The organism is Pedobacter sp. GR22-6 (assembly GCF_037402555.1).
Lineage (GTDB): Bacteria > Bacteroidota > Bacteroidia > Sphingobacteriales > Sphingobacteriaceae > Pedobacter.
This window is the reverse complement of record NZ_JBBEUC010000003.1, coordinates 253,488-275,960: the sequence shown is the minus strand read 5'-3', so window position 1 is coordinate 275,960 and position 22,473 is coordinate 253,488. Positions and strand designations below refer to the sequence as shown.

Genomic DNA, 22,473 nt, shown 5'->3' with positions numbered 1-22,473 from the left:
TCAAAAGCCGCTGCTGCAAATGCTTAAAAGGATACTCCTTTCCATACTTGATTTTCTGCTTTTCAGCAATGTATTTATTGCGATCTGTGCGGTTGCACAGGGATTGGTGACTTACCACCTGTTGCAGGTCAACCCGGATCCTTATATTCTTGCCTTCCTGTTTTTCGCTACTATTGGTCTTTACAACTTCAGCATGTTGCTGTCGAAACCCGTAAATCCGGAAAAGTCGCCCTACCTCCGGGTCCGCTGGATCTTTGGACATCACAGGCTCATCATTTCCATCACCCTGATCTCCATACTTTGTCTGATCCCTTTGGGACTGTGGTACCTGAGCATAGAGTCAAAGGTACTGATGATCTTTACAGGACTGTTGGCAGTGGGCTATAACGTACCCTTCCTGACCCTGAATCAGCAAAAGATTGGACTGCGAAACATTCCCGGCATCAAGTTATTTTTGATTGCCCTGGTCTGGTCGGTCAGCTGTGTCCTTCTGCCCATTGTAGAACTGGAACGCAGTTATCAAATCAATGTTTCGTCCGCAGAAACCTTGCTGCTGGTGGCTAAGCGGTTCCTATTTGTTGCGGCAATTACTGTCCCTTTCGACATCAGAGACCTTTTCCAGGATAAGCTCTACGCCTTAAAAACAATTCCGGTAATGTTGGGAGAGAAGAAAGCCTATATCTTTTGTCAGTTCCTGCTGATCGGATACCTCGGCTTGCTGTTGGTATTTAGGCAGGCTACTTATGCCGATGTAACGGCAACCACTTTGACGCTGGCGCTGACAGGATGGTTGATCTTTAAATCCAACATCCAGAAAAATGAGTATTATTACTTCTTCTTTCTGGATGGGACTATGTTGCTGCAGTACCTGATGCTCCTCCTTTTCGGATGGATTTCTTTATTGTTCTAAGCAGGATTGAAACGGTATCCTACTCCCCTTACGGTTTGTAGTAATTGCGGATTGTCAGGATTCAGCTCGATCTTTTTACGGAGGCGAACGATGTGCATATCCAGGGTACGGGTATTCACATCAGAATTGTAACCCCAAACCACCAACATCAGTTCATCGCGATTGATCACCTTGTTGGGGTTTCTCAGGAAATACAACAAAATCCTGTTTTCGAGAATCGTTAATTCTATTTTCTTACCATCACGGAACAAGGTGTGGATATTCGGATGGTGCTCCATATTTCCAAAACGGTGGATTTCCGATCGGTCATTGTTGAGCAGGAATTTCACTTTACTGTCCAGCATAGCGACCAGCACATCCATATTGAAAGGTTTGGTTACGTAATCAGAAACGCCGAAATTATAGGCATCTATCTTGTCTACATCCTGGGCTTTAGCGGTCATCATGATGATCAGGTTTTCAAAGCCGTGTTTGCGCACAGATTCGCAGACGTCTGCTCCCTGTTTTCCGGGAAGCATCCAATCCAATAACACGATATCGGGTTTATCTGTCATGATCGTCTGTTCCGCAGTTTCCCCGTCCCCTACTTCCGACACCTCATACCCTTCCGCCTTCAGGCGATGTACCACTAGAAAACGCAAATTCTCATCGTCTTCAACTATTAATATTTTAATTCCCTTAGACATAACTTTTATTCATTATATGGTAGTACAATCTTAAATTCAGTTCCTTTATTTACTTTACTCCTCACACTGATCTCACCGCCCATAAAATTAACGAGCTCCTTACAGAACGCCAAACCCAGTCCCACGCTGCCATTCTGGTTGTATTGGTTCTGGATACGGAAAAATTTCTTAAATATATTATTAATTTCTGAAGCAGGGATACCGATGCCCTGATCGGTAAAACGGAAGACCACACGTCCTTTAATCAGCCGGGCACTGATGTGCAGCTTCTTACGTTCCGGGGGTGAATATTTATAAGCATTCTCTGCCAGGTTATCAAACAGACTGCCCAATAGCACCGGATCCGTAACAAAGGCCCTGAAGCCCGTCACCTCGAAAGTAAAATCAAAGTCCGGATGTTTCAGGCGGTGCGACTCCACTGTACTTTCTATGAAATCAACCATATTGATCTTGTCCTGGTTCAGTTCTATCGCTTTATTCTCAATCTGGGTAAAAGCCAGCAGTTTATTCATCAAACCATTGAGTTTATCAGCTTCCTCATCCAGGATTTTCCCATACATTTTCAATTCCCGTTCTGTAAGGCTGGCTGCGCTTTTAATGTTGTTGCCTGCAATCTTGATCACGCTGACCGGTGTTTTGAACTCATGCGTGAGGTTGTTCATGAAATCATACTGAAGTTTGAACATCTTCTGATTGATGTTGAGGTTTCTATAGATAAGCACCGCCACCAGCACCACGATGCTGTAGAAAAGCAGAATTCCGAGAGCGATTGGCAGGAAATAATTCAGGATTTCCTTATCAATGAAAGACTTTGCAGAAATAAAGTACAGTTTGTAATCTGAAAAAGGACCCGGCAGGGTAATCTCTGTGGTCATGTACCCATCTGACGAAGTATCCAGCGGATCGTAAGTGAGCGGTTCTATCTTGATATACTGATACAGGAGTGGCCTTGAATTGATGATCCTGAGCTTATAGGGGTCCAGATGAAAAGACAACATGTCTTGCTGATAAACGGGCTGTGGATTGAGTTTCCGGCGCATCATCGCCTTGTAGATCTTCAAATCTTCGATCCTTGGAATGTTCAGGTAGGTAATCTTATTGGCCCGCACATTACTGAAATTGCTGAACAACTCTTCCTGACTGGGTACATGTGCCGTATCCAGACTTTCGATGTAGGAGGCCAACTTAAGGGCCAGTGCATTGAAATCATCCCCCACGATAAAATTATGCGTATTTTCCTGGGTAAATAGCTCGATCGAATCTGAAGGAATCAGTGTTCCGAACTGGTAAATACTTTTGGGGCCAAAGGAAAACTTACCAGTATTCAATCCGTCACTTACGGGGGTATTTCTCACTTCCGAATCGTAAAAGATCACCCGGGAGACAAAAGGATATTCCAACAGCACCGTATCCACAAAGCTCGAAGCAGTGGCAGAGTCCAGGTAACCGTTGTAGTACGAAACCTCAGGCAGCTTCTTCTGAAAGAAATCGTTATATGGTTTAATGCTCTGTTCCAGCACATTGACCTTTTCAGATACAAATTCATTTTCGATAAATTTGGTACTGAAGCGGTAGGCAAGGATCAGTGAAAACGCAAAAAGCACCAGCATCATAAGGATGAAGGTCATGATCAACGAAAAATTCTTACGGTATCCGCTTTTCTTCTCTGAAGGCATGAATTATTTCTTTTTCAGGTTCGCTTCCAAGAACTGCTCCAGGGCAGTATAATACTGCTGTCTGTTTTCCTCGTTCTTACCGCGGAAGGTGTCACCCTCCACTTCAAGGTAAGTTACGTTAATATTTCGTTTTTGCAGATTTTTCACAAATTGGATTGTCTCTCCTGAATTGATATTAGGGTCTTTGATGTTCTGGGTGATGAATACCGGTGCATTGATCTTGTCGACCTGGAACAGCGGTGAAGACTGGCGCATCTTATCGACATCAGTCAGGGGATTGCCGATGATCTCATAGAACATCTGCAAACTCGGCTTGAGGTATGGAGGAACGGACTTCAGGTAGGTAAAGAGATTGATCACTCCCGAATTGGATGCTGCACAGGCATAGGTCGTTTTCGATGAATACAATCCGGTCAATGCGATCTGCCCGCCAAAACCGGTACCGTAGATCGCGATACGTTTCGGATCTGCAATTTTTTTGCTGATCAGCCACTTTACCCCATCGTTGATATCCCCCTGAATCTTACAGCCCCATTGCTTGAAGCCAGCGGCCATAAAATTCTTGCCATATCCGGTAGAACCCCGGTAATTGACCTGGAATACAGCATATCCCCTATTGGCGAGGAACTGCACTTCAGGATTATAGCCCCACAAATTCCGGCCCACAGGACCATCATGCGGCAATACCACTACAGGCAGGTTTTCTGCTTTAATGTTCAGCGGCAAGGTCAGGTAGCCATGAATTGTTAATCCATCCCTCGACTGAAAGGAAATGGGTTTCATTTCACACATTTCCTCTTCATTAATCGCAGAGTTAAAATCACTCAGCTTCCTGAGTTTCCCGGTTTCCGAGAAATACAGGTAATAAGACCCAGGATTGCGGTCGGTAAAAGTCCTGACCAGAAAAGTAGTTTCTGCTTTATCCCGGTCCATGATCCTGGTTTCTGTCTTTGGCAGCAACTGATCCAGTTTGGTATATAAAGCTTTTGCAGAATCATCCAGGTAGTGCTTTTCTTTTTTCCAGGTCTCAAAAACCACAAAAGACAGGCGTTGCTTTTTTCTCGAATACTGTGCATCTGTAATGTTGATACTGTCATTGCCATAAAGAACTTTCAGTTCCCTGCCTGTATTGCAATCTACTTCGACCAGGGCACTTTTATCGCGGTTTACATCGGATATTGCATAAATGATATTGGGCTGGTTATGGGCGAAGGCCACCGGTCGGAAAGTCGTCTTGAAATTGTTCGTGATCAGCGGACGGAAAGACTGTCCCTCATTTTCCCGGTACAACACGGTTTCATTGACCCCGTCGCTGCTGGTCGCCAGACGCAACTTTCCTTCTGCATCTGTCATCCAGTTGGTAATGTTGCCAGGATTGCGGGCAGCCATTTCCATTGCGCCATTGCGGACGTTCAGGCGGTATACATCGAATACGGTAGAATCACGCTTGTTGGAAGATACCAGGAGGTATTTGTCATCAATCAATTGATCGTCCAGTACCCTGATCTTACTTTTCTCATTATTGGTCAGCTGACGTTCGTTTTTACCTTCTTTGTTGATGATAAAAATATCTGACTCGCTCGGTGAGGCCTCGATATCCTTGTAATAGATCAGATCGTTGTTGCTTACCCAAAAATAGAAACTGATGTTTTTTTCTTTCAGCCGCGTGATCTTTTTGTCCTTACCGGTAACGATGTCTTCTATATATAAATTCTGGTTCTTTCCTTCAAGCTTAAGGTAAGAAAGGTTTTTCCCGTCAGGAGAGACCCTGTAACCTACCTTGTCCTGAGATTTGAAGAAATCTTGGACAGGCATGATGCGCAGCACATTATTTTGCTTGCAGGCAAAGGCAAAAGTACACAGCAACAACAGGAAGTATCTTTTATATTCAGTCATATCATTCTCCGCTACAAAGCTACGCAACCCCATTAGTGTAAGCAGGCTATACACCAATATTGTTACTTTATCGATTTGCCCTCGTTTAGGCTTAAAATAGATAATTTCGCAAATATGAAAACAATTTGCGAGTAACATTTAGAATACGCATTTCAATTTGCTATTTTAGGAACAAAGAGAGAATGAGCCTGCCATGAGAAAAATAATCCTGATCCTGTTGTGCTGTCTGCCTCCTATATTTTGCGCCGCTCAGGACAATATAAACGAGGCACTGGCCTTCCAATATTACCAACAGGGCAAATTTCAGGAAGCAGCAGAACTTTTTGAGCAATTGTTCAGTACTTCGAAGAATGATAGCCATTTTGAACTCTATGTACTTTCAATGATCAAACTCAAAAAGTATGAAGAACTAGAGAAGAACATCAAAAAACAGATAAAGGCCGCTCCCAAAAGTCTGCAATACCCGCTTGCACTGGCCAGGGTATACCAGGAAAAAGGGCAGACCGAACAGGCCAACAAACTTTATGCAGAGTCCCTGAACAAGCTGCCGGCAGATGAGTTTAAGATCAGGGAAGTGGCCAATCAGTTTTATGGTTTCCAGGCTTATGATATGGCAATAGCCACCTTTCTGCAGGGGAGGAAAATCATGAACAACGAGAAGCTTTTTACTTATGAGCTCCTGAGCATCTATCGGTTTAAAAAAGACAAAAACATGCTGATCCAGGAGTACATCAATGCCCTGGGGGAGAGCCCGGAGCTATTGCCACAGGCAGAAAGTGTGCTCTCTACCGTATTTGAAGACAAATCTGATTACCTGCTTTTACAAACTGCACTGTTGAAAAAGATCCAGAAGGAACCCCAGATGGAAATCTATACCCGGCTATTGATCTGGCAATACCTTCAGCAACAAGAGTATGAGATGGCACTCAGGCAGTTGATTGCCCAGGACAAACGCATCAAAGATGACGGAGCAATCCTGTTCAACACAGCCAACACATTCATCGCAAATAAGGCCTATAGCACTGCGATCAAGGCCTTTGAATACCTCATCATTAAGGGAAAAGAAAACCCCTGGTTTCTGCCTGCGAAGGTGGAAATGATCGATGCCCAATACCAACTGGTGATTTCCGGGCAATACGATAAACAAGCGATAGCAGGGTTGGCAGCCAGCTATCAATCTATCCTCAATGAATACGGCAAAACCGCGCAGACAGTCTTTGCCTTGAAAAAGCTGGCTAAGTTACAGGCTTATTACCTCAACGAGCTGGGCCAGGCCGAACAATCCCTGGAATCAGCTTTAAGCATTTCTGGCATCAGTAATGCCGACCTGGGTGAAATGAAACTGGATCTGGGAGATATTTATATCCTCACTCAACAGCCCTGGGAAGCCTTCCTGGTATACGAGCAGGTAGCCAAACAATTTGAAGGACAACCTGTGGCGAACGAAGCACACTACCGTGCGGCACGTCTTTCCTTTTACCAGGGAAACTTTGCCTATGCAAAATCGCAGGCGGATGTATTGAAGGCCTCTACATCCCAACTCATCGCCAACGATGCATTGAACCTGAGCCTGTTGATCTCAGACAATCTGCAATCGACGCTCGACAGCAATGCCCTGAAGATGTACGCTGATGCAGAGATGCTGCAGTTCAGAAACCGTTTTCCACAGGCACTGAACAAACTGGACAGCATTGCTATTGCCTTTCCCAATAACAGTTTGCTGGATGATATTTTAATGGCCAAATCGAGAATCTATGTAAAGAATGGCGACATTCCCAATGCGGTGAAGATGTTGAAGGAACTTACTGAGCAGCAAAGCAGCAGCATCTGGGCCGACGATGCCTTATTTACCCTGGCTGATCTCCTGGAAAACAACCTGAAAGATACTGAACAGGCTAAGATACTTTATCAAAAGCTGATCAATGAACACCCTGGCAGCATGTTTACCACAGAAGCAAGAAAACGCTTCAGGAAACTTCGCGGCGATAATATTGGCACATAAGTTCCTATCTTTGCAACATGTTATTATACAATGTAACCTCAATCATAGAAGATGCTGCCGCTGAACGCTGGCTGCAATGGATGCTGGATGTCCACATCCCACAGGTGATGGCCACAGAGATGTTTGTTTCTTACCGCCTGCTGAAGGTTTTGGATTCGCCTAACGAAGGTGTAACTTATTGTGCACAGTACGTTTCAGAAAACCTGGACAATTACAACAATTACCTGGAGAACTTTGCCCCTGCCCTAAGATCTGATGTAGGTGCAAACTTTGAAAACCAGGTGGTATCGTTTCGAACCCTAATGGAATATGTAGCCTAATGGCCTCAATAAAAAATGCCCTGCTCATGAAAATGAGCAGGGCATTTTTAGAATAATGTCAGATCGCTTACTGCTTGATCAGGTCATATAGTTCGTCCAGTTTAGGAGAAAGTACAATTTCAATCCTGCGGTTTTTACTTCTGCTCTCCGCATTGGTATTAGGAGCCAATGGCTGGAATTCACCTTTACCAGTGGCCGTCATGCGTACGGCTTCCACTTTACTGACTTCGGTAAGGTAGCGAACTACTGAAGTTGACCTCAGTACACTCAGGTCCCAGTTGTCTTTAATCTGTCCGAGGTTGTTGATCTTCTGCGAATCGGTATGTCCCTCTACCGCAATGTTGATTTCAGGTTGTTGTTTCAGCACCTCTGCCAGTTGGCTAAGTGCCTGCTTACCTTTCTCATCAATGACGATACTTCCGGAAGGAAACAATAATTTGTCCATCAGGGAAACGTATACCTTCCCATTTCTGATCTCTACGGTGAGGCCATTTTTCGTGAAGCCCAGTAGGGCCTGTTGTAGTTTTTCTTTCAACTGGTTGGTCGCTTCGTCACGTTTGCGCAGGATTTCCTCTACTTCTTTTAAGCGCTGCTCACGTTTCTGGAGATCGCCGGATAACTTTTTAATCTCAGATGAACTGTTGCTGCGCAACTTTTCATAATTGCTGTTCATATCTGAGTACTGGTTTCGGAGGTCGTTCAGGGCACTGCTCAGTCCTGTGGTATCTTTACGAAGTTTGGCGATCAGGCTTTCCAGGTTGCCGTTCATCATCTGAGACTCGTTCCATCCGCGGTTCAGTGAATCCTGAGTAGCCAGGAGTCCTTTATATTTTTTTGGCGACAGGATCACGCAGGAGCTGAAAGCACTTGCCAATAATCCGATAGATAAAAATAAACTGATTCTCTTCATTTGTATGTATGGTTTTGTGGTTGCTGGTTACTGCACAACGGCATTGCGCAAAAATTGAACAAAGGGATATACACTTTCAAAAGCCTTGCTCAACTGGCTGACAATAGCTGGCTTCAGGAAATCCTGGTCCTTCAACGGCGTAACCGCGATAAAGCTTTTTAACTTGAGCAATTCAATCTGCGGATGACCTACATCATAGCCCTTAGGCGCATTCTTCAGTTTGTCCGTTTGCTCTAACTCGAATAACCCCTGGAAGCTTTTAGCCTGAATGATGTCCAGAAATTCGGAAGTATTGTAATCGATCTCTTCCCTCACTTTTTTTAACACAGGTGCTTCCGGCATCCAGAAGCCGGCCGCAAAGAAACTTTCCCCTGGCTGGATGTGCAGGTAATATCCCGGATCGGGTATTCCTTTTGATTTTGTATTAAAGGAAATGCCGTAGTTGTTTTTATAGGGATCTTTGTTCTTACTGAAACGTACATCCCTGTAAATGCGCATCAGGCATTTTTTGGCAGGGGTATCTATAGAAAATTCAGGGTCAATCGCTGCCAGCTTAGGGATCAGCTGTTCGACCAGGGCAAGAACATCGGTTTTTGCAGTTTCGTAACGGTCTTTATTATCTGCAAACCATTCGCGGTTATTGTGTTCCGCTACGTCTTTGATGAAGGTAAGCGTGTCTGACTGAATCATGATCGATCGTATTCGGCTTTATATTTTATTTTAGGTGAGAGCCAATGTAATAAAATCACACGGGAATAACGATAGTTGATGGGTGCCAAAAGTAAACAGCCCGTAAAAATCACGGTCAGGTAAAGCCAGAGGGACTCAAATTCCAGATTTCCGCCGGATAATACATAAGTTGCAATTCCCAGCGCAATCATCTCTGCACAGTTCATTGCATAACTCACATACATGGCCGCATAGAAATAACCCGGTTCGATTTCGAACCGCTGTCCGCAATGCGGGCAGATTTCATTGGTTCGCTGGATGTTGAATCCGTAGAGGCTTCCCGTAAAGATATCGCCCCTGCGACATTGTGGGCATTTGCCCTTTACAATGGCATAAAGCTTAGAAGTTTTCGGCATATCCAGTTGATTTTTTACGGTACTTGACATACCACAAGATCCCCATACCAGATATAAGAAGATAAGGAATAGCCAATAAATACAGGATGCCGGCATTGAGTCCTTTACCCTGAGTATTGCCATTCTTTACACTTTGTTCTGCACTAACAGTGCACATGGCACATTGCGCATTGGAAGACTGTACAGTAGTTACTGACAACAAGAGCGTGAATAGGAAGATATATGCTATCTTTTTCATGCAGCAAATATACGGAAAGCTTGGGAATGATGAAGTATCAATTATGAGATGGATGATTTTCAGAAATGATGAAGCCCCGCTGTAAAAAGCGGGGCTTACAAAATGAATATCTAGCTGAACTACATGGTTCCGTAAAAGAATGATGAGGCGTCTGCCGTACGATAAAAGCCTCCCATTGTACTGGTATTAGATGGATTGGAAGAGCTGACCCAATCAACTCTAAATGGTCCTGATAACAAATAATTTTGCAACGGAGCCACCTGAGTTGCCCTTGTATTCCAGTTCCCATTGTAAACCGGAGCACTTAATGTAAAGGTATCTCCAACCCTGCTGTAAGTAAAGGATGCACTCGCAGTAAAAGATGATGTAGTGGCATAAACCACATCAACGGTAAGTGTATTGTTACTATTTAAAGTCAAACTTGTAGAGGTGATTGTTCTTCCCGTACCCGAAAACAAACTCACCATCGAAGCGTATACCGCATTAAACCCGGAGGTGACTCCTGCAGGCAAGCCGGTTGAAGGTATGGTTATCTTTCTGTAAGTAAAAGTAGAAGGAAAACCAAACATTAGTGAAAGCGGAGTAATCGGTGTGGGCGAATTCAACAGATTAATTCTGGTAGCGCCGGACATTACATAATAGGTTTTGGCAACAGCATCCCAGGTCATTTCATTAAATGAAAGATTTCCATAAGTTAAAAATGTATTGAGATAAATTTTATTAATACCAAAAGCAAATGTAGTGGATTGAGTCTGACTTACTTCTTTGCTATCCACATAGTTTAGCTTGACAGTTTTTGCATTAGCATCAATAGCTATTGCGCCTTTTACACCATCTGAAAATGGAATATAAGGATATTTATTATTGGTCAGATAGAGTGCATTTGCATCGATCATGGTTTTTAATCCGCCAGCTAAGATGCTTTGGGATTCGGCAGCAGATAGTTTGACCATCTTCATCACGTTCTTATTAAACGTACCCAGAAATTTGACAGTATCCCCTACAACTTCCGTAAAAGCGAATTCAAAATCTGATGCAAGTCCTGTAGCTGTACTGGCACCTCCCCCACTGATAGAAGCGTCTGGATCTGCAGCAAGATGCACATAATTATAGGTGTCGAAAATCAAGGTAGGACGTTGCAAAGCCTTCAAACGGTAGGTGCTCTCCGCTGTTGCAGAAGCCGTAGTACTGTTAAAATCAGACATCATGGTCACTTTGCCCTCCGCAGTAAACTTGAAATAATAAGAAAAACCTTTCCCCCCTTTAGGATAAATAGTGGCTTTCCACCCATCTGCAGCGGATAGAAGTATAGCCTGATCTTTTGCCAATTCAGCTGATAGCCGGCTGTCAGGATCATCAAAAATGGGGTCAGTATCTTTTTTGCAGCTGGAAACAAAACCTGTTATCACCAGTGCTATATATAATAATTTCTTCATCATCTTAATAATTAATTTCCATAAACACCAAAGAAGTATGAATTAGCATCTGTCGACTTCTGCAAGCCAATATATTCAGATTTAAAATCCGAACTATAATACCACTTGTACACAAACTTATTCTGTGTCAGATAGTTGGTCAATGCCGTTATGCTTGGCGCGATCACCACTGCGTTGGCATCACTCGCTGAAAGCACAAAACTGACAGCACCATTTGCATCAGTAGAAAGGTTATACGTGAAGTTTGCTACAACTGAAGCGCCTGCAGCATTGTTGTAATTGATCCGAAGTGTAACCTGATTGGCAGCAGTATACAACAATGAAAAATTCAACAGGACTCTTCCCGGACTTGGATTTAAGGCCGCTAAGCCGGTTTTTGCAGCATTAAACACCGTAACGAAGTCCGCAGACTGTCCAGCTACGTCACCGGAAATACCATGTAGCGCTGTATATGGTAAAGTAGTGCCGAATCCAAGATACGTGTTGGGCTGCGATGGAGAACTTTGATTCAACGCTGCTTGCACACGGTTCTGCAAGGTATAGAAATCGATGCCATACGTTTGTTTAAAATAGGTAACTACCATATCTTCCTTCATACGGATAGAGGTTTGGGCAGTAGCAGTCATTCCTTTGACAATTGCTTCATAGCCAGCCTTACCTTCAGTAAGCATGATGGAAGTCATCTCAGCAAAATCTTCATTTGGTGCTGCCTGTGCATACTGGGAAATAAAACCTCCTGCGTACGCGGTGGCCAATGTCGTATTGTTCCAATCTGCAGTGTAACCAGCAGGCGTAACCTGAGGAAACTCTTTCTGGTAACTTATGGTCTGATGAAGGATGTGAGTAAATTCATGATGAATGGTTTTAAGTACACGTTTAGCAATCGCTCTGTCGGTCTTTGAGAAGTTATTTACATTAAATAGCGTCACTTTAATGCCACCCTCTGCCTCTCCCAGTGTAACACTTCCACCTGGATTGTACTGAAGACTACCCACCAACACATAATTTTTGGGTGCATATTTCTTTATGAAATTCTCACCTACCTGTGCTGCATATGGATCAATCCATGCAGCACGAACCATTTCCATAAGAGGTTGAACCCTTTCGATTCTGGGTGGTATCAATGTTTTTGCATTATCATACTCTGTACCGTCCCACCGGTATTTCACACTGATATTGTAGGGTTGAGTAAAATTGACGTTCAACCATTGATCGAGCGTACCCTGCTCCCAGGTATCACCCCCTAAGCCTACAATTTCCCGGTTGAGGTTCTCTGACTTTTTGCAGCTTAACCCAGCGAAGAGCAACACTGCAAATGTTAGGATATATATATTTTTCATCTTTCTTTCAGTTAAGGTTAACGAGGGTTTTGTGGAACACCGGACAGGGCCACTTCTGCAGGCAATTGCCATAACTTGCGTTTATCATCTGGCTCCAGAGTATAAGTCTTGCCCTGTGCATCTTCATGCACAACAGGAAGCTTATGCCGTACTATATCCATCCAGCGCATGCCTTCATGTACAAATTCTGCTTTTTTTAGCGCAAGTAATGCATAGATATATGCCTGTTTGGTATCCGTTGTCATCTCCTCATAGAAGGTTTTTATCCTGGTCTCTGTAAGATTGTGTGTAGCTGGTACATAGGCAGTAACTCTTGTGCTGATGAAACCGTTCATATCAGTAAGCGCCTCTGCATATTTACCTTGCATAATATAAGCTTCTGCACGGTTAAGCCACACTTCTTCTGTGGTGAGCAATGGCACCATAGTATATCCTGTTCCTGTAGTTGCATTGATACTGGTACGCACAAAGTGCTCTACAAACTTCAATACATAATAGAAGGTAGAAGAGTTGGAATAAATTTTATAGGCGCTTAAGTTTACTCCAACCGGTGTGAGGATACCATTTAACCTGGTCTGATTCACAGAATAGATTGGTCTTTTATAGTTTCTACCTACACGGGAAACCGTTTCAGCAATGAGCAGGTTCCCAGGATTCGCTGCATTGGAATAAGCAGTCTCCAATTGCTCTACATTGAAATTTGCATAGGATTTCCAAGGCCTCACATTGGCAGCAAAATTATTGGCCGGAAAGGCAAGGTTAGCAAATTCGATCGTCTTCGCTGCATCTTTTCTAAACAAATAGAAGCGGGTTGCAAATGCATAAGCTGCTTTGCGTGTAAAATGAAAAGCCGGAACTGAGTAACTGTCGTTGATCAGTGGAATTCCATCCAGAAAATCTTTCTCTATTTGCTGGTAAACGTAGGCGACAGTTTTACGATCGTAATTTTTAAACACGACAGTTTCGGGTTCTGTCACATAGGGTATTCCCGGATCGGTTTCCGCAGTGGCCGGATCATAGGCCCTTGAATAGAAGGTTACCAGCATAAAATGTGCATAGGCCCGTGCTAACAGCGCTTCACCCTTCTGTCCAACGTATCGCTGAGGATCATCCGCTTTTGCAATAGCATCCAGCGCTTGATTAGCTGCGGCGATGGCGGTGTAGCAGGCATTCCAATAATAAGTAGGACTATCTTGCTGTATATCCTGAACGTCTGTCCAGAAATATCCGTTTTGGTTCACCGGAAAATCAATACCAGACAAACTTGTAAAGCTTGCGATATCGGACATTGATTCGCTAAGCAAATAATAATTTCCCCTTGGATAAGCCGTGACCAACAACTCCGACACTTTCTGAGGAGTGTTCAGGGTGGTCCTTTGATCCGGAGACTGATTTAAATATTTATTGCAACCTGCATTCACTGATGCAAGCAGTACAAAAAGGTATAGTGTATATTTTTTCATGTCTATTTCTAATTAAAATCCAACTTTAAGGGCCATGGTAATCTGTCTCGGTACTGGCAATGCTACACCCCCGGAACCAAAAAATTCAGGATCCTGACCTTTTAGTTTTTTATCAGCATAGATCAACCATACGTTGTTGGCCTGCAATTTCAATGAAACATTTTTCACGCCCATAGATTTACCAAATTTGGCTGGTAGATTATACATCATTGAAATTTGCTTCAACCTCACAAATGAACCGTCGGCAACCCGATCGGTAGAAAAGTTGTATGCTGTATATGGGTAGATTCCATTCAAGTCTTTACTACGGACTAAGTAATCGGCCACAGATGGAACATTCGTATTGCTTTCGTCGCCTGGAAGTGTCCATCGATCCAAGAATTCTCTCGGCATAGCATCACTGTCATAGTATCTTACAGAATAGGCATTATTTAACCTTATTTTATTCCCTGCCTGATAAGAAATACCTATGTACACCGTCAGGTCTTTGTATTTAAAGGTATTATTAAAACCACCATTGTAAGGAGGGTCTACCGGTCCTTCATATTTAAGATACATAGGAGAGGTACTTTGTACATACACACTATTGGCTTCTTTGCCGGATTCGTCGATAAAGGTTGGTATACCTAATGCATTTAAGCCTCTGAAGTCAATAGAATAAAGTCCACGCTGTGCACCTCCTTGATATGGTCCCCCTTCAGGAATAATAAGATCGTATATTCTGGGCAGGTTCTTCAGGTTCAAGATTCTGTTTTTATTATAACCAAAGACAAAATTGGTTGTCCAGCTGAAGTTGGCAGTTTTCCAGGGCGTAGCTCCGAGTGTGAAATCGACACCTTCAGACCTCATGTCCGCATAGTTAGCATCTTTCGTTGCTTCCCCCCCAATTCCGGAAGTACGAACAGGACCGATCAGATCAAAACCATTTCTTCTGTAAAAGTCTGCTGAAAGGGTCAAGCGGCTCTGCAGTAATCCCAGGTCAAAACCCAGATTGGTTTCGTATTGCTTTTCCCAGGTAAGTTCCGAATTCTGTAAACTGGTCAACACAATTCTGGGCTCTACTTCTGATAACCTCGGGCGAAGTGTGGTGCTGTTGGATAACACAATCGCCGAGTTAGTCGCACTACCCATACTTGCTGTCAAGCCATAAGTACCACGAATTTTAAGGAAGCTGATTTCCTTGATTTCTCTAATAAAATCTTCCTCATCTGCATTCCAGGCTCCACTGATGGTCCAGGTAGGCAGCCATCTTGCAGTAGCGGAACTGCCCATGCGGTTACTGCCATCATACCTTACAGTACCGTTAATGATGTATTTTGAATCGTACGCATAGGTACCATTGGCAAAGAAAGCTGAGAAACGGTCATAAAATTGATTCATGCCGAAGTAATTATAATTTCCTTCAAGCAACATCTTAATGATGCGGTAATCAGTAAATGGTCTGCCACCTTTATCATACTGATAACCATATCCGTTGCTAAAGCTATTCTGGCGATCAGCAAATTTAGTTTGATGACCGATGATACCGCTCACATCATGCTTCCCAAAAGTCTGTTTATAATTTATCTGAGCCCTTACATCGTAACTCATCAGATTATCATCGTTACGGTTATAAAATCCTCCTTGAGGCAGTACAATTTCCTTGTCGATGATTTCCGGACGGTCTGGGTCATTGTATAAATACTCATTCAAGTCGGCAATGGTTGAGTTTGGCGCAAAACGGTAGGCATTTGCCATATTAGAGTATTCGGTGATTTTGTGTTCTCTTGTGGTCTTTACATACCGTAACGCTCCGACAGACCTAAATTCAAAATTCTTCAGGAATTTATAATTTAACTCTCCCTGAAGCTTCAGATCAGCCATATCTAGGTCTATATAGTTATTTTCCAGTTCTTCAAGAATATTGAATGGTGCATAGTTGCGTTTAAAATATTCATAATTGCCATTTTCATCGTAAGCCCGCATCGTACGGCTTGTATTCAAAGCATAGCTGAATGGATTGATATCAAAATCGCGCGTATACTTGCCCTCAACCACATTACTGGTACGACCAAGGGTTCCCGGGACTCGCTGTTTTCTCAGTGCGCCTGTGCCCAAAATTCCTAGAGATAACTTTTCGGAGAGTTTATAATCACCTCTAAGGTTCATAGTATAACGTTTGGCATTGTCTGCAACAGTCCATCCATTATCATTATAGTAGCCTACAGAAAAATAGTGTTGCGATTTATCTGAACCAGAAGTAATACTCACAGAATGTTCCTGCACAAATGAGTTTCTGAATAATACGTCAAACCAATCTGTATTAGCGGTTGCATATTGTTTCAGAAATGCGGCACGGCCTTCCGGTGTATTTGCCACACCAAACTGTCCGCTAGTTGCATCAAAACTGTTGATTTGGTCGTACATTTTTGCAAATACCCCACCCGTTGGACCATTCACAATATTCGGAGACAATCCACCTTTGCGGTATACCTCTGCATAAAGAGACATTTGGTCTGCCGAATTCATGATATTAAACGTGCTATATGTAGGCTTCAAAAAGGTAGAGAAGTTGCCGCTATAGCTGACATTAGTATTTCCTGCACGGCCTTTCTTAGTAGTAATTACTACTACACCATTCATCGCCCGAGCGCCATATAAAGCTGTAGCGGAAGCATCTTTTAAGATATTGAAACTTTCGATATCATCAGCGTTGATTCCGGCAACAGAGGATCCGAGGATTGTGGTCGCATCGCCGCTGGATAGCTGATCATTTGAAATGTTTACGACATCCTCCAATACCACCCCATCTACTACCCATAATGGTTTATTCTCGCCTGAAATGGATGTTGCTCCCCTTACACGAATTTTAGGGGCAGTTCCAAATGTACCTGACACGTTCTGTACAGAAACACCTGCTACCCTACCTTCCAGCATACGGCTAATGTCAATCACACCGTCCTGCTTTACATCAGTACCACTAATACTTGTTGCTGCTCCGGTAAACAACTTCTTTTGAATATTCTGGAATCCTGTCGATACAATATTTACTTCTTTCAACTGACTTTCATCTTCTTCCATCGCCAGGTTGATCACGTTACGGCCACTTACAGGAATCTCCTGGGTTTTATACCCGATGTAGGCAAAGATTAAGGTAGCTCCGTCTTTTACCCTAATCTGGTACTCTCCATTGGAACTTGAAGTCACCCCATTGCTGTTTACACCTTTTTCCCTTACGTTTACTCCCGGAAAGGGTAATTTATCAACTGCAAAGGTTATTTGTCCCTTCACAGTGATGTCGCGTACTACAGGCAACTGAATCTCAGCCTTTTTCAAAATCACTTGTTTACCAACAATGTTGTAGTTGATTCCTTTCTCTTTCAAAGGAGCAAGGTCCGAGTTGATCGAAACCAATCGCTGTGGTGCATCGATGGTCATCGATTTATTAATTTGAGTAGCGTCATAAACAAAGCTTACCTGGTAAGCAAGCTCTATTTTCTTAAGGTAACTTTCCAGTCTCTCTTCCTTAAATGTAAGCGGCTGCACACCTTCTGCTCTTAACAGGGAGACAGAAAAAATCGTAACGAGAAACACTGCCTTAAGGCAATATTTAAGTCTCCGTACGTGCTTTTTGTAGTTTTTCTCCATAAATAATAATTAGTGTTGGTTTAGGTTTATTATAAGCTCTTGATAATGATAATTTGGTTTTCTTGTTGTATTTTAACTGAGTACGTTTGCTTCAGTACATTTAATGCCTCCTTCAGCGTTACATCTCTGAAGTTTGCGTTGAATTTTTTCTGACTGTGCACTTTATCTTCTAAAATTATCTGCACACCGTAGTAGCCACTTAACTCTCTACAGACTTCGTCAAGAGGCATATCTATAAAATGCAGTTCCTTTGTGATCCAGGAATTCGCATTGTAGCCGTCCCCAGCTTTTAAAGTATTCGCGGTATAATTGTAGTTGATTCCTTCATTCGCGACCAAAATAGCTGGCTTGCTTTTCTCATTCGGAGTAAACATGACCTTGCCGCTCTTCACACTCAGTTCAATCGTCGTATCTGAGTAATTGATATTAAAAGAAGTACCCAGCACGGTTACTAACGACTGCCTGATGGCAATCGCAAAAGGACGACTGGTATCTCTGGCCACCGAGAAGAAGGCCTTTCCTTTAACAAGGGTAACCTTTCGTCCATCGTCTTCAAAGCGCTCTGGATAATTGATTGTGGTATTTTCAGCAAGCATGATTTTGGTGCCGTCATTCAATACAACAGAGTCTATCTTTGCGTTTGTTTCTTTGACCAGATAGCGGATCTCGGAGTTTTCCTGATAAGCCCAGATACCGAAGGCGCAAAGAATTACCGCTGCCGCTGCCAGACGAGGCCAGCTAAACCATTTACGTACCTTATATTGGTCATCTGAACCAAGTTGATTCTTAAATTTTCCGATAGCACGATCAAGGTCCAGACCGCGTAAACGCTTGGTTTCTGCAGCAGCTTCCCAGATGCGTTTGGTATCCTGAAAGAGCTTTTCATGGTCCCCAGATACAGCCCTCATGGCTTCTACTTCTTGAACTAATGTTTTATCCTCAGGAGCATTCAGATGCCTTAGGATGATTTTTTGGAATAGTAAATCGTCTTGCAATTGGCTTGGTTTTGTTAGACGACAAATAGAAAAGAAAAAACCCCTAGTCTAATTTCAAAAAAAATAATATAAATGTCTTTATTTCGCAAAAAGGCATTCTCTAGTACAGAAATGCGCTTAACATATACAAATATGTAGTCTTTTGTGAGGAAGATTTGTCCTCGATCCGTTTTAAAACGCGTGACCGTAAAATTCTAAGTGCATTTCCCATGTGATTCTCCACGGTTTTTTCCGAAAGATCAAGTTTTGCCGCTATATCCCGATATTTTAACCCCTCAAGCCTGCTCAATTTAAAAACCAATTGGCATTTCTCAGGCAAAAACTCGATCTCCTGGTATAAAAGCACAATCAACTTATTACGTTCATCTTCTGAATCAATTAATTCGTCAGACAACTGCTCCGCAATATGCAAATGATGTCTTTCCAAACTCTTCTGGCGGTTGATGTAATTTATGGAAGAGTTCACCACACTACGATATAAATAGGCCTTTATGGATTTGATTGTTTCAAGTACGGCTTTATCTTCCCATATTTTCAGAAATATATCCTGTACAATTTCTTCAGCAGCGGCGATATCCCTGACATAGCGGTCAGATACCAGGATTAATTTTCTAAAATTTGAGGAGTAAAAATCTGTGAATATATCCTTATCCCCCTGCTCTATGAGCAGCAACAAATCTTGTCCGGTAATGATTGATTCTATAGAATTTTTGGGACTCATCATTCTTTGTGGGAAGCTGAACGCTTGAGTTAGCAATAAGTATATATTACTAAATTAACATTAAATGTCTAATTATTTTGATTTTATCTATCCCAAATTCAAAATAACATTTGCCACTGATTTCAACAAATCAATTTGACATCATTTCGGCAACGAACAAAGCAATCTCCTAGAAATTATAGTAAGGGGAAATCATCAGATATACAATCACACCAGTTACAGCTACATATAGCCAGACGGGATAAGCCCAGCGGACAATCTTCCTATGTCGCTCTACTTCCATACTGAATCCCCTCAAGAAGCTAATCAGGATTAAAGGCAATACAACAACAGCAAGAATAATATGTGTTGCTAGAATAAAGAAGTATATATACCTCGTGGCACCAACAGCTGCAAGTTCTGCTACGTCCAGCATTCCGTTATGATCTAAATCGCCGAACTTGGTATCCTTCTCATATAGATGAAAGAGAATGTAAAACACCAAAAATATCGCAGACAAGATAAAAGTGATCACATTGGTAACTTTGTGCGCCTGTATGTTCTTCTTCCTGATAAAGATCAAAGAAACGATGAGTAAAACGGAACAAACCGCATTGATTCCTCCGATCAAATGTGGCAGTAAATAAATAAATGAGGGTTTGTTTTGCGGTGGTGGCACCAATTTAAGTGCAATCACAACAAGCAAAACAACTGCTGTAACAATCCAGATTAAACGTAAAAAGAACTTATCATTCATAATTCAAATCATTATGGAAGTTTACCTTCCGTCTTTGGTATTTCTCAATTCCTCAGCAAGCAACACCTTGATCTCATCATCAAGTTTAGATAAGGCTTCCTGACTGGTGGCCTCATAGTAACCTCTGATGCGACGCTGAGTATCGATCAACACAAACATATTGCTATAGACAAATTTAAGTTGACCATTTATAGGCTCCCGACGCGCATCTATGATCAAACCATTGTTCAGCAAATCGTATAATTTTGTACTGTCTCCGGTCAGTAAATCCCACTTACCCGGCTCTGCAACCAGTTTACCTGCATATTTGGCCAGCACTTCCTGTGTGTCGTTTACTGGATCAATGGTAATTCCAATAAAGCCAACTGCCTTATTTTTCGCATAAGTAGCATCAAAAACCCGCATTGCTTTATTCGCGAAACTAACCAGCGTATCATTACTTCTGGTATAAAATACGTTCAGGACAATGATCTTACCTTTATAGTTCTCCCAACTTACAGTATCCCCAATTTGATTAACGAGCTGAAAATCGCTCACTTTGTGGTATATGGTGTCAGGGATGAGTTTACCACGCACAGAATGAAAGGTCCTGCCTACTTCTTTCTTACCGAAAAAAGGCAAAGGTTTATAGCGGTTTTTACCCTGGTCCTGTAGTAAATAATATAAAAATCCTGGTACCGCTAATATGGTGACCAGGATTAAAACTTTTTTTATTGAAGTGCCCTTCATTAAACCAAAGGCATGTGTAAATGTAAATATCCACCTTCAATCAGCATCAACACAATAAAGTAAATGATGAAGACGAATGAAACGGTTAGAGATAGCTGCAGTCCCAACTTCTCATATTTCAGGTGCATAAAGTATGCAACAATGTAATAAGCTTTCAATAATGTTAAAACGATGTAAACATAGTTACCGATATGCTGAGACATATGTTTTCCCGGAATTACCCATAAAGCGATGATAAACTCGATTACAGTAATTAGCAACAGGATACCGAATACCTGCCAAATCTTTTTCTTATCTAAGCCAGCATGTTCGCCATGCGCTTCGTGTCCGTGTTCTGTATGTATTTCTGACATAATATTTCTTTTTTATAATGATTAAACCAGGTAGAAGAAGGTAAATACAAATACCCACACCAAATCAACAAAGTGCCAGTAAAGACCTACTTTTTCTATCATTAAGTAGTGACCGCGTTTTTCAAATGTTCCGTTGATCGTCATGCATAAAATAATGATATTGATGATCACACCACTGAATACGTGAAAACCGTGGAAACCTGTGATGGTAAAGAACAAGTTAGAAAACTGCAATGCCGATACCGTAGATACATCCCCATCAAATAAATGGTGAAGTGTTTCCATATTAGGAATCTTACCCCAACCAAATCCTTCATGGAACAAATGGGTCCACTCTGCTGCCTGACAACCCAGGAACATAAAACCGCCTATGATTGTAGCTACCATCCACCAGATCACTTCTCTTTTAGAACGTCTGTGACCAGCCTCAACAGCCAATACCATTGTTACAGAACTCATGATCAGGATAAAGGTCATAATACCCACAAATACGAGTGGATACCCCCCATCGGCTATACCTGGGATGGATTGAAATACCAAATCAGGATCAGGCCATGTCATTTTACTGAAACGCTGTGCCCCATAGTAGACCAATAAAGATGAAAAAGTAAATGCATCAGAAAGCAGGAAAAACCACATCATTATTTTACCGTACTCTACTGACCACGGCGAGCGGCCTCCACTCCATGGAGTAGTTTTTACCTGATCTAATTGTGATAATGAACTCATTTTGTAAATAGTAATAGTTTGTTAAAAAATCTAACTGTTCAAAAGTAAAAAAACATACAGATATATCCATAATATATCTATAAAATGCCAAAATATAGAAGCAATATCCATCCGGTATTTACGCTTCTCTACAGACATATCTTTATAAGTGCCCAAAAGGGCATTGGTAACGATGCATAGACCTGCAAAAATGTGCAATAAGTGAAATCCTGATACAATATAAATCAGTGATATCGCCGCATTGTTATTGGTCAGTACAGCTCCTGTATTCACCATTGCAGACCATGCATCAAACTGCATATATCCAAATGCCAGTCCCAGCGCCAACGTACCAAACAGCAAAGCTCTTGATAGGCTGATCTCACCCGATTTTGAAGCTCTGGATGCCAGGAAAAGACAGATACTGCTCGCAAGTAATATTGCTGTACTGTACATAAAAGCATCGGGCAATACTAAGCCGTGACCTTTACCTTTTGAAGCCGCAAACACGATATAAAAACTCGTCCAGCCACCAAACATGATCGTAGAGGAGACCACAAACAACCACATGATAAACTTCTTCGGTTTGGTATCTGGCTCTGCGCCAAAATTCAATTCTTCTTTATTTAAAGTATGTACCAT

21 protein-coding genes are annotated in these 22,473 nt (G+C 42.3%); 3 read left to right on the top strand and 18 right to left on the bottom strand.

What is annotated here, in order from left to right:
- The first annotated feature begins 19 nt into the window (after positions 1-19).
- Entirely contained in the window at positions 20-910 is an 891-nt protein-coding gene (locus WAE59_RS14995; protein ID WP_337856795.1) for a hypothetical protein, read from the top strand.
- Here the strand turns inward: WAE59_RS14995 and WAE59_RS14990 are convergent.
- The 3 genes from WAE59_RS14990 to WAE59_RS14980 are packed head-to-tail and all read right to left on the bottom strand — an operon-like array spanning position 907 to position 5,168.
- Entirely contained in the window at positions 907-1,596 is a 690-nt protein-coding gene (locus WAE59_RS14990) for a response regulator transcription factor (protein ID WP_337856794.1), read from the bottom strand. The two genes, WAE59_RS14995 and WAE59_RS14990, sit on opposite strands and share 4 nt — an antisense overlap.
- Positions 1,597-1,601: 5 nt before the next feature.
- The gene (locus WAE59_RS14985; protein ID WP_337856793.1) at positions 1,602-3,272 is read right to left on the bottom strand and encodes a sensor histidine kinase; all 1,671 of its coding nucleotides are present in this window, start codon (positions 3,270-3,272) and stop codon (positions 1,602-1,604) included.
- Positions 3,273-3,275: 3 nt separating this feature from the next.
- Positions 3,276-5,168, bottom strand: coding sequence for a S9 family peptidase (locus WAE59_RS14980; protein ID WP_337856792.1), 1,893 nt, complete (start codon positions 5,166-5,168; stop codon positions 3,276-3,278).
- A 193-nt stretch (positions 5,169-5,361) separates the two neighbouring features.
- Between WAE59_RS14980 and WAE59_RS14975 the strand changes: the two genes are divergently transcribed.
- Positions 5,362-7,170, top strand: a complete 1,809-nt coding sequence (locus WAE59_RS14975) for a tetratricopeptide repeat protein (protein ID WP_337856791.1) — start codon at positions 5,362-5,364, stop codon at positions 7,168-7,170.
- Positions 7,171-7,187: 17 nt separating this feature from the next.
- Positions 7,188-7,490, top strand: coding sequence for a DUF4286 family protein (locus WAE59_RS14970; RefSeq protein WP_337856790.1), 303 nt, complete (start codon positions 7,188-7,190; stop codon positions 7,488-7,490).
- A gap of 67 nt (positions 7,491-7,557) precedes the next feature.
- Here WAE59_RS14970 and WAE59_RS14965 read toward each other — a convergent pair whose 3' ends face one another.
- From WAE59_RS14965 to WAE59_RS14895, 15 genes are all read right to left on the bottom strand, one after another.
- Positions 7,558-8,400: an OmpA/MotB family protein gene (locus tag WAE59_RS14965; protein ID WP_337856789.1), complete on the bottom strand. Its 843-nt coding sequence runs from the start codon at positions 8,398-8,400 to the stop codon at positions 7,558-7,560.
- 27 nt (positions 8,401-8,427) lie between these two features.
- Entirely contained in the window at positions 8,428-9,090 is a 663-nt protein-coding gene (locus tag WAE59_RS14960) for a DUF2461 domain-containing protein (RefSeq protein WP_337856788.1), read from the bottom strand.
- Positions 9,087-9,485 carry a DUF983 domain-containing protein gene (locus WAE59_RS14955; RefSeq protein ID WP_337856787.1) on the bottom strand — a complete coding sequence of 133 codons (399 nt, stop codon included), beginning with the start codon at positions 9,483-9,485 and terminating at the stop codon, positions 9,087-9,089. The genes WAE59_RS14960 and WAE59_RS14955 overlap by 4 nt, the downstream gene beginning before the upstream one ends.
- Complete coding sequence (locus WAE59_RS14950) at positions 9,469-9,723, bottom strand: hypothetical protein (protein ID WP_337856786.1); 255 nt, start codon at positions 9,721-9,723, stop codon at positions 9,469-9,471. The genes WAE59_RS14955 and WAE59_RS14950 overlap by 17 nt, the downstream gene beginning before the upstream one ends.
- A gap of 119 nt (positions 9,724-9,842) precedes the next feature.
- Positions 9,843-11,162: a DUF4302 domain-containing protein gene (locus WAE59_RS14945; RefSeq protein ID WP_337856785.1), complete on the bottom strand. Its 1,320-nt coding sequence runs from the start codon at positions 11,160-11,162 to the stop codon at positions 9,843-9,845.
- A gap of 8 nt (positions 11,163-11,170) precedes the next feature.
- Entirely contained in the window at positions 11,171-12,499 is a 1,329-nt protein-coding gene (locus WAE59_RS14940) for a zinc-binding metallopeptidase (RefSeq protein WP_337856784.1), read from the bottom strand.
- A 17-nt stretch (positions 12,500-12,516) separates the two neighbouring features.
- Positions 12,517-13,962, bottom strand: a complete 1,446-nt coding sequence (locus WAE59_RS14935) for a RagB/SusD family nutrient uptake outer membrane protein (protein ID WP_337856783.1) — start codon at positions 13,960-13,962, stop codon at positions 12,517-12,519.
- 12 nt (positions 13,963-13,974) lie between these two features.
- The gene (locus WAE59_RS14930; RefSeq protein ID WP_337856782.1) at positions 13,975-17,589 is read right to left on the bottom strand and encodes a SusC/RagA family TonB-linked outer membrane protein; all 3,615 of its coding nucleotides are present in this window, start codon (positions 17,587-17,589) and stop codon (positions 13,975-13,977) included.
- 29 nt (positions 17,590-17,618) lie between these two features.
- On the bottom strand, positions 17,619-18,584 hold the full coding sequence (locus tag WAE59_RS14925; protein WP_337856781.1) for a FecR family protein: 966 nt from the start codon (positions 18,582-18,584) through the stop codon (positions 17,619-17,621).
- Between the two features lie 100 nt (positions 18,585-18,684).
- Positions 18,685-19,308: an RNA polymerase sigma-70 factor gene (locus WAE59_RS14920; RefSeq protein WP_337856780.1), complete on the bottom strand. Its 624-nt coding sequence runs from the start codon at positions 19,306-19,308 to the stop codon at positions 18,685-18,687.
- A 166-nt stretch (positions 19,309-19,474) separates the two neighbouring features.
- Positions 19,475-20,041: a DUF420 domain-containing protein gene (locus tag WAE59_RS14915; protein WP_337856779.1), complete on the bottom strand. Its 567-nt coding sequence runs from the start codon at positions 20,039-20,041 to the stop codon at positions 19,475-19,477.
- A gap of 21 nt (positions 20,042-20,062) precedes the next feature.
- Positions 20,063-20,770, bottom strand: a complete 708-nt coding sequence (locus WAE59_RS14910) for an SCO family protein (protein ID WP_337856778.1) — start codon at positions 20,768-20,770, stop codon at positions 20,063-20,065.
- Positions 20,770-21,123 carry a cytochrome C oxidase subunit IV family protein gene (locus tag WAE59_RS14905; protein ID WP_337856777.1) on the bottom strand — a complete coding sequence of 118 codons (354 nt, stop codon included), beginning with the start codon at positions 21,121-21,123 and terminating at the stop codon, positions 20,770-20,772. The genes WAE59_RS14910 and WAE59_RS14905 overlap by 1 nt, the downstream gene beginning before the upstream one ends.
- 21 nt (positions 21,124-21,144) lie before the next feature.
- The gene (locus tag WAE59_RS14900) at positions 21,145-21,852 is read right to left on the bottom strand and encodes a cytochrome c oxidase subunit 3 (RefSeq protein WP_337856776.1); all 708 of its coding nucleotides are present in this window, start codon (positions 21,850-21,852) and stop codon (positions 21,145-21,147) included.
- A gap of 30 nt (positions 21,853-21,882) precedes the next feature.
- Complete coding sequence (locus WAE59_RS14895; RefSeq protein ID WP_337856775.1) at positions 21,883-22,473, bottom strand: cytochrome c oxidase subunit 3; 591 nt, start codon at positions 22,471-22,473, stop codon at positions 21,883-21,885.